The following is a 13,596-nucleotide window of genomic DNA, read 5'->3' as shown; positions in this document are numbered from 1 at the left end:
TTATTTATTAAAGCCCTAAAAATAGTCAATTATAAAATTATATAAATAAATGAGGCAATTAATATATTCAATTGCCTCTTAATCATTTGTTAAACAAAAAGGAATAATATTATTATTTTGAATATCTGTTTTTTATCCTAATAGTTGTTTCGTCTCCCTGTCCCAAAGTGTCGAGGTTTTCAGGGTCTCAATTTACTGTATTGGTTCTTCATGTTATGAGATTCTGAAACTCTACCATTGACGTGTTTTTATTTATTTGTGAATCCAAGACCCTGAAACCAGTTCAGGGTGACGATGCGGAATTGTCGTCATGCTGAACTTGTTTCAGCATCCCATCAGCTTATATAAAAAACACGTCAATTTCCTACGCTGGATAATTTTTTTATCACGGATCTCGAACGGTCGGAACGGAATGACGTTATTTATCATTTTATGATACTTTCCGATTACACAGTTATTCTTTCATCCAGTGTTTAAAATCTATTTCTTCCTTTATAAGCTTTGACAATTCTAAAATATTGACACGTTTTTGTTCCATAGTGTCCCTATATCGTATGGTTACAGAATTATCTTCTAGCGAATCATGATCCACCGTAATGCACAAAGGTGTTCCAGCAGCATCTTGTCTTCTATATCTTCTTCCAATAGCATCTTTTTCGTCATATTGAACGTTGAAGTCCCACTTAAGATCATCTATGATTTTCTGAGCCAATTCTGGCAAACCATCTTTTTTAACCAGCGGTAAAATCGCCGCTTTTGTAGGTGCTAAAATTGCCGGTAATTTCAATACTGTCCTGGAGGAACCATCTTCTAAGGTTTCTTCCTGTAAAGTTGAAGAAAGGACTGCCAAGAACATTCTATCGAGTCCTATTGAAGTTTCTATCACATAAGGAACGTAATTTTCATTTATTTCCGGATCGAAAAACCTAAGTTTTTTACCAGAAAATTCTTCATGTGCTTTTAGATCGAAATCTGTTCTGGAATGGATCCCTTCCAGTTCTTTGAAACCGAACGGAAAATCAAATTCAATATCTGCTGCAGCATTCGCGTAATGAGCCAATTTCTCATGGTCGTGAAACCTATAGTTCTCTTCTCCCAAATTCAAAGAATAATGCCATTTTATGCGTTGTTCTTTCCAATGTTCATACCATTTCATCTCATCTCCGGGACGCACAAAAAATTGCATTTCCATTTGTTCGAATTCCCGCATTCTAAAAATAAATTGTCTTGCAACAATCTCATTTCTGAAAGCTTTTCCTATTTGAGCAATTCCAAAAGGGATTTTCATCCTTCCCGTTTTCTGAACATTTGCAAAGTTCACAAAAATTCCTTGTGCTGTTTCTGGTCTTAAATAAAGATCTGTAGAGGAATCTGCAGAAGCCCCCATTTTGGTCCCGAACATCAAGTTGAATTGACGAACTTCTGTCCAATTACGGGAACCAGTATCTGGATCGGCGATTTTCAATTCTTCAATTAAAGCCTTAACATCTGCTAGATCTTCTTTGGTCAAGGAGCTAGCCAACCGCTGTAAAATTCGTTTTTTTTCTGCTAAATAACCTACAACCCGACCGTTGGTGGTGACAAACTCGTCTTCATTAAAAGCCTCCCCAAATCGTTTTTTGGCTTTAACGATCTCTTTTTGTGCTTTGATGTTCAATTTTTCAGCATAATCCTCCACCAAAACATCTGCTCGATATCTTTTTTTAGAATCCTTATTGTCTATTAAAGGATCGGTAAACGCATCTACGTGACCAGAAGCCTTCCATGTTTTTGGATGCATCAAGATCGCAGAATCCAACCCAACAATGTTTTGATGTAGCTGTACCATGCTTTTCCACCAGTATTCTTTGATGTTTTTTTTAAGTTCAGCTCCGTTCTGACCATAGTCATAAACCGCACTTAACCCATCGTATATCTCACTGGATGCGAAAATATATCCATACTCTTTAGCATGGGAAATTACATTTTTGAATAAATCTTCTTGTTTTGCCATAGCGCAAAAATAAAAAAACCGCCTTGATAAAACTCAAGGCGGTTTGTGAATTTTGTTATTTTATTAATTTAGGTTGAAAGATGAAGTTCCAATAAGTTGTGCGCCTTCATAAACATATACCTTATACGTGCCTTCGATTAGTTTATCACCTTCAGTTTTAGAAAGGATACATACGTCCAATTCTTCATTTTCATAAAACACTGTTGAAGTCGCACTATACATCATTACTCCTCCTTCATGCTTTACAGCAATTTGGTCTCCTACCAATTCATTTTCGGGATTGTAAACCTGTACATACATTGTTTTTTCCCCAGATGGAGCAAGATCATTGGAACTAACTGTGAAACAGGTTCTAATTTGATCTATTCTTCGCGTCTTGTCGTTCTCTATCAATTTCCCACTATTCCGAACGATGACACCTTCTCCTTTAAGGGAAGTGATCTTTAATTGTGAGGCCTTGTCTACTTTGGTAGAAAGACTTTGGTTATTTACTTGTAAAGAATCGGATAAACGAACTTTTTGAGCAAGCACGGTATTTGTGCTATCTATAGTCATCGCCATCATTCTATTTTGATTGCTCAAGCTATCCACCACTCTAAATAGCCTGTCCTTTTCACTTTTTAAAGTTCCTATTTCTCTTCTATATCTAGAGATCAATACAAGATTAGCTTCAGAATCTTTAACGGAATCCAGCAATCTAGAGATACGCTCTCTTGCATTCACCATATCCTGGTCCATTACTTCGTTGGTTGCAATGGCTTCATCGTATTTTACGATTAGATCATTCAACTCATCTTCAATAACCGTTTTTTCCTTCTGTAGTATTGCCTTGTTTTCTTTTTCCTCATTATAAAATTTAACCGTATAAATACCCAGTGCCACAAGGGCAACAGCCAAAATACCGGTTAAAATCTTAAGGGCGGTATTACTTTTTGTTTCGGTCATCATAAATGTGATTTAGTTTGTAAATTATTGGTTTAATTAGCGAAATTACAATACATTAACTAATGTTTCAAGATTTAATCAATTTATTTTATCCCAATATCTGCCAGATATGCGATACCGAATTGTATAAAAATCAAACTATCCTCTGCACTCATTGTGCAAATGAACTTCCCATTAGCAATTTCCATCTAGATAACGAGAATCCTGTTAAAAAAGTATTTTACGGGAGGCTTCCTTTGGAAAATGCGGCTTCTCTCTTAATATTCAAAAAGAAAGGCAGCGTTCAAAAATTAATTCATCGCTTAAAATATAGGGGGCACCAGGAAATTGGCACGTATCTAGGTGCTTGGCTAGGCGCAGAACTTGCTAAAACAGATTCTTATAGGGGTATCGACCTTATAATTCCCGTGCCGCTACATAAAAAGAAACTTCGCTCCAGGGGTTTTAATCAGGTAGAAAAATTTGGAAAAGAAATCGCAGCCGCATTGAATATTGAGTATGTGGACGATGTTCTTTTAAAAACATCATTCTCCACTACACAAACCCTGAAAACCAGAATTGCAAGATGGGGAAATATCGAGGAGAGTTTTGTCTTGATGAATTCTGAAAGAATTAAAAACAAGCATATCTTGCTTGTGGACGATCTTATTACTACCGGTGCTACCCTGGAAGCTTGTGCAGATGTCCTTTTGGAAGCCAGAAATGTTAAACTAAGCATTGCTACTATGGCATTCACGGGATGACAGAAACAAAAAATAATTGTTTCTTTGTTTAAAATTTCGGGTTAAAATGAAAAAATATTTTTCAGGATTATTGCTGATACTTCTTTTGCTCACATTTGTGCAATGTGCAAAAAAAGGAACTCCACAAGGTGGGGAATTGGATACCGAACCCCCAAAATTTTTAAGGGCAGCGCCTGAAAATTATTCCACTCAGTTCAACAAAGAAGAGATAAGGATCTATTTTGATGAATTTATTAAACTGGACGATGCCCAAAAACAGATCATTATCTCCCCACCAATGGCCAATAAACCTACGATCACACCTTTAGGCTCGCCCAGTAAATACATAAAGATCAAGCTAAACGATACGCTTAGGCAAAACACTACCTATGCCATTAATTTCGGCAAAAGTGTTGTAGATAATAATGAAGGGAATCCCTTGCCTTATTTTAAATATGTGTTTTCCACAGGAGATTATATCGATTCTTTATCGGTTTCGGGCACAGTGAGCGATGCACTATTAAAAGAGGCAGATCCCTTTATATCTATCATGCTTTATGATGCAGATGAAACTTATAATGACTCTTTAATATTTACCACTCCGCCAAGATATATCACCAATACCTTGGATAGCCTTAAAACCTTTAAACTTACCAATATTAAAGAAGGCACTTACCATTTGGTTGCAGTTAGGGATTTAAACAATGACTATAAATATAATCCCGGGAAAGAAAAAATAGCATTTTTGCAAGAGACAATTACAGTCCCAATGGATACTTCATATAACTTGCAATTATTTAAAGAAGACCTTGCTTTTAAAGTTGAGCGGCCCAAACAAGTTGCCAAACAAAAAATCTTGATTGGATATAAAGGAAAAACGAAGTTGGATAGTATTTCCATAGATCCTATAACAACAGTTCCTAAAGAATTTGAATATCGATTTACCAAGGTCGTAGATAAAGATAGTTTGCATTTATGGTACAAACCTGTGATAGAAACAGATAGCTTGCGGTTCAAATTCAATTCCCAAAAAGACACCACCAGTTTAATGGCCAGAATTTCTGATATGAAAGCAGATACGTTGGTAATTGCTACAGAGCCTTCGGGAAATATAGAGTTCAACAAAAATTTCATCATAAAAGCGAATACCCCTCTTGTCTCAAAAGATGATTCTTTGATAAAAATATTGGACAAAGATTCTGTTGATGTTCCTTTTTCTTCGGAATTAAAACGTTTGGAAAACACCCTCCAACTTAATTTCAATAAAAATGAAAATGATACGTATCGTATAAAAATTCTGCCAGGAGCAATTACAGATTTCTTTAATGCTACAAACGATACAATATCTAAGACCTTGAAGACAAAAACCTTGTCTGATTATGGGAATGTGCGGTTGAATTTGCAAAATGTACGTAGCTATCCGATCATTATTCAATTAACCGATGAAAAAGGCGTTATTAAGGCTGAAGAAAAATCTGAAGATCAAAGCAATATCGCTTTTGAACTAGTTTCGCCGGGGCAATATTTTATTAGGGTGATCTATGATTCCAATGCAAATGGCCAATGGGATACGGGTAATTTTTTATTGAAAACCAATCCGGAAGAGATCATTTATTTTCCGGATTTATTGGAGGTAAGACCAAACTGGGATATCAATCAGACGTTTACCCTAAAGTAAATTTATCGCGATCCTGTAAGAATTTCAGCTTTTTACGGGTTTCATTTAAATGATTTTTGTTCAGGGTTACCACTTTAGTGAATTCTGCTTCAGTCTCTTGATCGAACAAGGGGTTGCCTAAACTATCGTACACTGCGGAGTGGCCTGTATATTGATATTTATTACCATCCAGACCCGTTCTGTTCACACCTGCACAATAGGCCATGTTTTCTATAGCCCTGGCTTGTAAAAGCACGTCCCAAGCTTTAATTCGGGTTTTTGGCCAATTAGCAACATAGATCAAGAGATCATAATCTACCGTATTTCGAGCCCAGACCGGAAATCTAAGATCGTAACAAACAAGAGGGCATATTTTCCATCCCTTATATTCAACGATCAAACGCTTTGTACCAGCTGTATAGGTCTCGTGCTCCTTCGCTAAGGTAAAGGTGTGGCGTTTATCATATTTTTTGAAGGTCTTATCTGGAAACACAAAATAGAGCCTATTAAAATAGTTGTTGTCCTCTTTAACGATGACACTCCCTGTTACCGCAGCATTTTTTTCGTTGGCAAGCCGTTGCATCCATTTTAAAGTTGAACCATTTTTGGGTTCCGCCAATTTTTCAGCATTCATGGAAAAGCCCGTACTAAACATTTCCGGAAGAATAAATAGATCTACTTCGGCATTTGTAGCGGTTATTTTTTCCTCAAATTGCTTCAGGTTTTTTTTGGTACTTTCCCAAGCAAGGTCTGCTTGGATTAAGGCGATGTTTAAATTTTCCATGTCCAGTAAAATTATAAAAAATAAAGGGACCGTTATTAAATACGTGTTAAAAGGTTGGAAGGAAAATAGATTATAAATAGCTTTATTCCCTAAATAAAATCCTATGAACCTAGATACTTTTTTACGAAAAGATACTTATTTTTCGAACACCTCACGCGGACTTATTTCGGGCTTTGTCGGAGGATTGGCGGGTACTGCGGTAAAGTCCTTAATAGAACATTTTCTTCCCGTGAGGAAGATCGAGCAAAAATCGGCGCAACTTAAAATTGTAGATGATCTTTCTACCAAGATCACCGGAACTCCCATAAGTGTAGAAAATGAAGCCCTGGCAGAGCAGTTGGTAAACTTCCCTTTTGGAGCTAGTATTGGAGCCGCTTACGGCTATGGCAAAAAAGACAAGGATGTTATGAACATTGCCGACGGAGTGATCTTTGGGGCCACTACTTGGGTTTCTACCCACGAAACCTCTTTGCCATTGGCGGGACTGGAAGCTAAACCTACAGACATTCCTTTAAAAATGCAAGCGAATGAACTTTTCGCACATATCGCTTTTGGTATTACCACCGAGTTTGTGCGAAGCTTTATAAATGAACGAATGAAGCGATCTCAAAACAATCTATAATAAAAAATCCCGAAACAAAATTTCGGATTTTTATTTTGTGTTTGAATCCAAATGCTTTAAAACGGTTTCAAGACAAGATTGCAAGTCTTTTTTAATTTCACTCTCCCAAAACCTAAAAACCGTATATCCATTTTCTTTAAGGAACGCATTTACCTCTCTGTCCCGTTGCATATTTCGCTCTATTTTAGGAATCCAAAAACCCCTGTTACTCTTGATTTTTTCGCGTTTTTCATTCCAGTTGAAACCATGCCAAAAGTCACCATCTATGAATATTATGGTTTTATGCTTATTCATTACAATATCCGGTTTTCCGATCAATTTCTTATAATTGATCCTATACCGATAGCCCGCTTTCCATAAAGCTTTTCTGAACATTATTTCCGGCTTGGTGTCTTTCCCGTGAATTTTGGACATGTGCTTGGACCTGGTCTTTGTGGTGTAGAACCCAGATTCTTCATTAAACCTTGGGACTTTTATTTTATTATCTTCGTAATTCATAACTTCTATTTAAAATATGAATAATATTTCCAACCCAAAAAATAAATATGTGGATTTTGTTGAAGATGAACATTTATTAAAGTGTGTTTCAAATTTATTCAACTCATATTTAGAGGCTAAAAAAGAATTTACCAAAAAGAAATTTTACAGTAATAAAGTAGATGTTTTCAAATTAATATTCGATTCGAAGTTTAATGACCTTACTGAAGATGACCTAATAAAACTTGAAATGTCAAGGCAAATCGACAAATCGGTGAATAATGCAATCGGCACATTTCACGAAGAAATCCTTGGTGGAATTAAGGGGTATGAAAGTGGCTATGATATTAAGGCCAATGATGAATCTATTTTTGCAGAAATAAAAAACAAGCATAATACAATGAACAGTAGTTCTGCTGAAAGTGCATTTCAAAAACTTGCTAGATTTGCGGATGACCATAGAAAAGCCAACTGCTATTTAGTACAGATATTAGCCAAAAAAAGTTTTTCTAAAAAATGGGAGGCTATTATAAATGGAAAAGAATATAGTCATAGTAGGGTGCATATAGTTTCTGGAGATAAATTCTATGCCCTTTTAAGCGGTGACCCAGATTCTTTTTTCAAACTTTACGAAGCACTACCAAGGGCAGTGGAAGATTTCTTAAAAGGGATTGATCCAAAAACTGAAAAGGAAAATTCTATCATAGAGGATATTTCAACAAGTGCAGAAACCACAAAAAGGAGTATTCTAGATGAAATTGCTTTTGAAAATTTCTATTATTATCAAGGTTTTAAAAATCTATAGTTCAAAAATTAACAGTTTGCTGTTTTGGTTCAGCTGAAATGGCTGCTTGATCACTCAATAATTCTTCATTTAAAAACCTTATAATAGAATATCCGATTTCTTTTGCCAAATTAACTGGTACTGCGTTTCCTATTTGCTTGTATTGTTGGGAAATTGACCCTTCAAACTTCCATTCATCTGGAAAAGTCTGAATTCTAGCATATTCCCGGACAGTGAAAGGTCTGGTCTCATCTGGATGGCACCGTTCGGTTTGTTTTTGCGCAGGACTGCACGTTAAAGTCAAACAGGGCTCATCCCAACCAATCCTTCTTGCCATTCCTGTTTTTCCCCCTCCAAGATAAAAGCTTTTTTGCATATATTCTTTTTGAATAGCTATGGGCAAATCCCGCCAATATCCCTTTGGTGGTATTAAATCCAAGACCTCCTTTTTATGCTGTGGGTATTTTGATCCTTCAGATTTTGGAACTTTTTTAGAAAACAAATCTCCCTTTTTTAAGGCATCCTTTAAAGTATATATTTCGGAAAATGGTTTCGGGTAGTGATATTCTACATCTATGTCCTTTCTAATTGCTACAAGGATCAATCGTTCCCTTTTCTGCGGTACATTGTAGTTTATGGCTTTTAAAACCCGCACTGGGGCAACCACGTTATAGCCTATTTCATCAAGGATTGAAATCATGCCCTCTAGGGTTTTACCATTTTCATGATTCAATAAGCCCCTTACATTCTCTCCAATACATATTTTAGGCTTTACTTCTTGAACAACCCTTGCAAATTCATAAAACAATGTTCCCCTTGCGTCTTTTAATCCCAATTTTTTACCGGCATAGCTAAAAGCTTGACAAGGAAAACCTCCAGTGACTACATCTATGTCATTTTTATATTCAGAAAAATCCATTTCCCTAATATCGCCTTCCAGCACTTGCCAATTGGGCCGATTACTACGTAAAGTTTTACATGCCCATTTATCTATTTCATTTAATGCCTTACATTTTAATCCAGCTTTTTCCAGACCAATCGCTAAGCCGCCAGCTCCTGCAAATAGCTCTAAAACCGAAAATTCCTTGGATGGTTCCAAATAATTCCCTTTATCAACCTTTTCAAAATAGGTCTTGAATTCAGGAAAAATTTCAAGTTGCTCTTTGGAATATTTCCTATAATTGCTAATGGGCTCCCTTACGGCAGAAAGCTTACCTTCATTATCCCAACGACGGAGAGTGTCTGGGTTCTTATCTAAAATTTCAGCGGCTTCAGAAACCGTATAATAATCTTTTATAACCATGTTGTGCAACCTTGTATATGGTTACAAAAATAATGGTTTTTATGACTTAAAAAAGTATTGTTAATAAAAAATCCCGAACTCTAAATAGAATCCGGGATTTGAAATATGTTTTTAAAAAGGTGGTTTAGCCCTTGGTACTTGCAGACATATATTCCCTATTCATTCTTGCGATGTTCTCTAAAGAAATTCCTTTGGGACATTCGATCTCGCAAGCCCCGGTATTCGTGCAATTTCCAAAACCTTCTTTATCCATTTGCTCTACCATTGCAAGCACACGTCTATCTGCCTCTACTTCCCCTTGAGGTAATAATGCAAACTGACTTACTTTGGCTGAAGTGAACAACATGGCGCTTGCATTTTTACAAGCTGCAACACAGGCTCCACATCCAATACAAATAGCTGCGTTAAAGGAAGTATCGGCATTTTCTTTTTCAATAGGGATAGAGTTTGCATCGATAGTGTTTCCCGAAGTATTAACGGAAATATACCCATAAGCCTGCTGAATTCTATCGAAAGCGGTACGGTCTACAATTAGATCTTTAATTACCGGAAAAGCTTTTGCCCTAAAAGGCTCTATTACGATAGTATCCCCATCCTTAAAAGTACGCATGTGCAACTGGCAGGTAGTTATTAATCTATCTGGTCCGTGTGGCTCTCCATTGATCTGTAAAGAACATGCCCCACAAATTCCTTCACGACAATCGTGATCGAATTCTATCGGCTGCTCACCTTTATTAACCAAATCTTCATTTAGTACATCCAACATTTCAAGAAAAGACATATCACCCTCTATTCCGTCAATGATATAATCTACCATTTTCCCCTTAGCTTCGGCACTTTCCTGACGCCATATTTTTAATGTAAGCTTCATCCCTTTATAATGTTAATTGATTAAAAGTTAAATGTTATTGGGTTTGAGTTGCGCTTGTTAGATACTTTATATACCCATTCAAAATTGCAATACATTCAACAACCTTTATTTTCAATTTTTTGTAATAATCTTCTTCTATATAACCTTCGTCCAATGCAGTGATTAACTGATCTGATAACTCGTATAGTGACCCTCTAGAAATTCTACAAAACTGTGCATTTTCTTTAAAATGAAACCTCCCATAACCTTCGGCAATATTATGCGTTACAGACCTTGAGGCCCTTCTCATTTGTGATATCAGCTCAAATTTTTCATGGCTTGGAAATTTTAGAATCAAAATTGAAATCTCTTTTCTCAATTCCCTTGCCGTTTTCCAACAATTAAGATCTTCAAAAGATTTTATTTTATCCATCTCAATTCACCACTAACCATTAACCCTTAACTTTTGAACTTCTATTTATAACTTCTCGTTTTCAATTCAATGTTTTCGAATATCAGTTCTTCTTTATGAAGGACTGCATCACTTGGTCTTCCCGTGTATTCCCAAGCAGCTACATACTTAAAGTTCTCATCGTCCCTAAGCGCTTCTCCTTCCGGGGTTTGATATTCTTCCCTAAAATGCCCTCCACAAGATTCCTCTCTATGCAATGCATCTTTAGCAAAAAGCTCTCCCAATTCAAGGAAATCTGCCACTCTTCCTGCTTTTTCCAATTCAGAATTCTTAGTATTCGCAGTTCCAGGAACTTTTACATTTTTCCAAAAATCCTCTCGTAATTCGGCTATCTCATGAATAGCTTCTTCAAGTTCTTTGGCATTTCTGGACATTCCACATTTGTTCCACATGATCTTACCTAATTTCTTATGGTAAAAATCTACAGAATGTTGTCCCCCGGCATTCATCAATTTATTGATCCTATCGCTCACTTCTTTTTCAGCAGAATTGAATTCAGCAGAATCTGTTGGGATCTTTCCTGTTCTAATTTCTTTGGAAAGGTAATCCCCAATAGTATAAGGCAGTACGAAATAACCATCTGCAAGCCCTTGCATCAAGGCAGAAGCTCCAAGTCTGTTAGCACCGTGGTCTGAGAAGTTAGCTTCTCCAGTAGAGTAACATCCCGGAATAGTGGTTTGAAGATTATAATCTACCCAAAGACCACCCATGGTATAGTGAACCGCAGGATAGATCATCATAGGGGTTTTATATGGGTCTTGATCGACGATTTTCTCGTACATCTGGAATAAATTTCCATACTTGGACTCTATAACGTCCTTACCCAATTTTGTGATTTCTTCTTTCGAAGGATCTTTATGTCCGGAAGTAAATGCTTTTTCCTTTCCGTAGCGCTCTATGGCACTAGCAAAATCCAAATACACTGCTTCCCCTGTTTTATTTACCCCAAACCCAGCATCGCAACGCTCTTTTGCAGCCCTGGAAGCTACATCTCGTGGAACCAAGTTTCCAAAAGCAGGATATCTTCTTTCTAAGTAATAGTCTCTTTCTTCTTCTGAAAGATCTGTTGGCTTTTTCTTCCCGGTTCGAATTGCTTCAGCATCTTCTAATTTCTTCGGAACCCAAATCCTACCATCATTTCGAAGCGATTCAGACATCAAAGTCAATTTGGACTGATGATCTCCTGAAACCGGAATACATGTTGGGTGAATTTGTGTGTAACAGGGATTTGCGAAATATGCACCTCTACGGTGTGCTCTCCAGGCAGCCATCACATTACTTCCCATGGCATTGGTAGACAAGAAGAACACGTTTCCGTATCCACCTGAAGCCAATACTACCGCATGGGCAGAGTGACGCTCGATTGCGCCGGTTACCATATCCCTGGCAATAATGCCTCTCGCTTTTCCATCTACAAGAACCACATCCATCATTTCATGACGGTTATAAGCTGTGATTTTCCCTCTATTTATTTGTCGGTTCATTGCCGAATATGCCCCCAACAATAATTGTTGACCTGTTTGACCTTTTGCATAAAAAGTACGAGAAACCAATACCCCTCCAAAAGAACGGTTATCCAACATTCCACCATACTCGCGCGCAAAAGGAACTCCTTGCGCAACACATTGATCTATGATATTTCCTGAAACTTCTGCCAATCGGTATACGTTTCCTTCACGAGAACGGTAATCCCCTCCTTTTATAGTATCGTAGAACAACCTATAATTGGAATCTCCGTCTCCTTGATAATTCTTTGCAGCATTAATTCCTCCTTGAGCCGCTATAGAATGCGCTCTTCTTGGGGAATCCTGATAGCAAAACGTTTTTACATTATATCCAAGTTCTGCTAAAGTAGCTGCAGCGCTTCCTCCGGCCAAACCGGTACCAATCATAATAATATCAATGTTACGCTTATTTGCAGGGTTAACTAGGTTGATGTTATTCTTATAGTCGCTCCACTTATTTTCTAGTGGCCCTTTTGGTATCTTTGAATCTAAAACTGACATGAATTTTACCTTTTAAGCGTTATTAAAATAATGAAAGAGAGCTATAAAAATAAACCCTAGCGGAATTACTATCGCAAAGCCCTTTGTCAATCCATATACCCAACGAGAAGCACTACTTTGAAATCCTTCCAATCCTTTTTGATATTTGTTTTTGACACCCATGGATTGAAATGAAGATGCAAACCCATGCAACAAGTGAAGCATCAAAAATATAAATGAGATCACATATAATCCAGTTCTCACCGGGCTCACGAATTTCGCAACCAACTCCCCATAGTATCTAGTAGCATCTGCTGGATGGGACTCAATATATTTATGTACTATTTCCGGGACCCAGAAATCATAGAAGTGAAGGCCCAAAAATGCCAAAACCACTGCTCCCGAATAAATCATGTTTCTGGACATCCAGCTAGAGTTAGCACTTCCGTTATATCTTACATAGCTTTTCAGCCTTGCATTTCTGTTTTGAATTTCTAAAACAAAACCCATAATAAAATGAAATATCACACCCAAAATAAGTATAGGCTGTAAAATTCCCTGTACTAAAATGTTGGTTCCCATAAAATGAGACCAGCTATTAAAAGTGTCTGGGCTTATTACCGAAGTTAAATTAATAGTGAAGTGTTGTGCTAAAAATAGGACTAAGAAAAGTCCCGATAAGGCCATAGCAAACTTTTTTGCTACTGAAGATTTAAGTAATCCACCCATTGGTTTGATTATTTTATAAAATTTTAACAGCAAAAATACACTTGAAAATAGTTTCCCGCAAACTTTCCAGCGTATTTCAACACCAATTTAGAACTAAACCAAAGTACTTTAGGATTTATTGAATCTTCATTTTTACAGAAGTTTGTAAAATGATCATTCAAAAACCTTAAAAACCTTTTCCCTAAATTAAAACTTCAGAATAAGCATGTTTAATTGGCTTTTTAGAAAAACTTAACTCGTTGTAAGGTTCATTTTTAGTAATTTCATTGCTTC

13 protein-coding genes are annotated in these 13,596 nt (G+C 36.8%); 4 read left to right on the top strand and 9 right to left on the bottom strand.

All coding sequences use genetic code 11. The features are described 5' to 3' along the window. Positions 1–454: 454 nt before the first annotated feature. On the bottom strand, positions 455–1,993 hold the full coding sequence (locus tag JM83_RS06890) for a glycine--tRNA ligase (RefSeq protein ID WP_144960631.1): 1,539 nt from the start codon (positions 1,991–1,993) through the stop codon (positions 455–457). 63 nt (positions 1,994–2,056) lie between these two features. Then, positions 2,057–2,941 (bottom strand): hypothetical protein, encoded by an 885-nt coding sequence (locus tag JM83_RS06885; RefSeq protein ID WP_261376381.1) that lies wholly within the window; start codon positions 2,939–2,941, stop codon positions 2,057–2,059. Positions 2,942–3,000: 59 nt separating this feature from the next. On the opposite strand from JM83_RS06885, the gene JM83_RS06880 reads away from it, so the two are divergent. Together JM83_RS06880 and JM83_RS06875 are read left to right on the top strand one after the other, a co-directional pair. Next, complete coding sequence (locus JM83_RS06880; protein ID WP_144960629.1) at positions 3,001–3,681, top strand: ComF family protein; 681 nt, start codon at positions 3,001–3,003, stop codon at positions 3,679–3,681. A 46-nt stretch (positions 3,682–3,727) separates the two neighbouring features. Next, positions 3,728–5,338, top strand: a complete 1,611-nt coding sequence (locus JM83_RS06875; protein WP_144960627.1) for an Ig-like domain-containing protein — start codon at positions 3,728–3,730, stop codon at positions 5,336–5,338. On the opposite strand, the gene JM83_RS06870 is transcribed toward JM83_RS06875, so the two are convergent. Beyond that, positions 5,325–6,101, bottom strand: coding sequence for an amidohydrolase (locus JM83_RS06870; protein WP_144960625.1), 777 nt, complete (start codon positions 6,099–6,101; stop codon positions 5,325–5,327). The two genes, JM83_RS06875 and JM83_RS06870, sit on opposite strands and share 14 nt — an antisense overlap. A 103-nt stretch (positions 6,102–6,204) precedes the next feature. Between JM83_RS06870 and JM83_RS06865 the strand changes: the two genes are divergently transcribed. Next, positions 6,205–6,723 (top strand): DUF1440 domain-containing protein, encoded by a 519-nt coding sequence (locus tag JM83_RS06865; RefSeq protein ID WP_144960623.1) that lies wholly within the window; start codon positions 6,205–6,207, stop codon positions 6,721–6,723. Positions 6,724–6,753: 30 nt separating this feature from the next. Here the strand turns inward: JM83_RS06865 and JM83_RS06860 are convergent, their stop codons facing one another. After that, the gene (locus JM83_RS06860; protein WP_144960621.1) at positions 6,754–7,221 is read right to left on the bottom strand and encodes a very short patch repair endonuclease; all 468 of its coding nucleotides are present in this window, start codon (positions 7,219–7,221) and stop codon (positions 6,754–6,756) included. A 16-nt stretch (positions 7,222–7,237) separates the two neighbouring features. Here JM83_RS06860 and JM83_RS06855 point away from each other — a divergent pair, with 16 nt between their 5' ends. Beyond that, on the top strand, positions 7,238–8,005 hold the full coding sequence (locus JM83_RS06855) for an Eco47II family restriction endonuclease (RefSeq protein WP_144960619.1): 768 nt from the start codon (positions 7,238–7,240) through the stop codon (positions 8,003–8,005). Position 8,006: 1 nt separating this feature from the next. Here the strand turns inward: JM83_RS06855 and dcm are convergent, their stop codons facing one another. From dcm to JM83_RS06830, 5 genes are all read right to left on the bottom strand, one after another. After that, complete coding sequence (gene dcm, locus JM83_RS06850; protein ID WP_144960618.1) at positions 8,007–9,287, bottom strand: DNA (cytosine-5-)-methyltransferase; 1,281 nt, start codon at positions 9,285–9,287, stop codon at positions 8,007–8,009. 124 nt (positions 9,288–9,411) lie between these two features. Further along, positions 9,412–10,158, bottom strand: coding sequence for a succinate dehydrogenase/fumarate reductase iron-sulfur subunit (locus JM83_RS06845; RefSeq protein ID WP_144960616.1), 747 nt, complete (start codon positions 10,156–10,158; stop codon positions 9,412–9,414). A 34-nt stretch (positions 10,159–10,192) separates the two neighbouring features. Next, entirely contained in the window at positions 10,193–10,570 is a 378-nt protein-coding gene (locus tag JM83_RS06840) for a four helix bundle protein (RefSeq protein ID WP_144960615.1), read from the bottom strand. A gap of 41 nt (positions 10,571–10,611) precedes the next feature. Next, a complete protein-coding gene (locus JM83_RS06835; RefSeq protein WP_144960613.1) occupies positions 10,612–12,615 on the bottom strand; it encodes a fumarate reductase/succinate dehydrogenase flavoprotein subunit in 2,004 nt (667 codons plus the stop codon). A gap of 12 nt (positions 12,616–12,627) precedes the next feature. Beyond that, positions 12,628–13,323 carry a succinate dehydrogenase cytochrome b subunit gene (locus JM83_RS06830; protein WP_144960611.1) on the bottom strand — a complete coding sequence of 232 codons (696 nt, stop codon included), beginning with the start codon at positions 13,321–13,323 and terminating at the stop codon, positions 12,628–12,630. Between the last annotated feature and the right edge of the window lie 273 nt (positions 13,324–13,596).

Source organism: Gillisia sp. Hel_I_86, from assembly GCF_007827275.1.
Taxonomy (GTDB): Bacteria; Bacteroidota; Bacteroidia; order Flavobacteriales; family Flavobacteriaceae; genus Gillisia.
Note: the sequence above shows the minus strand (reverse complement) of the source record. Positions and strands in the feature narration are given on the sequence as shown.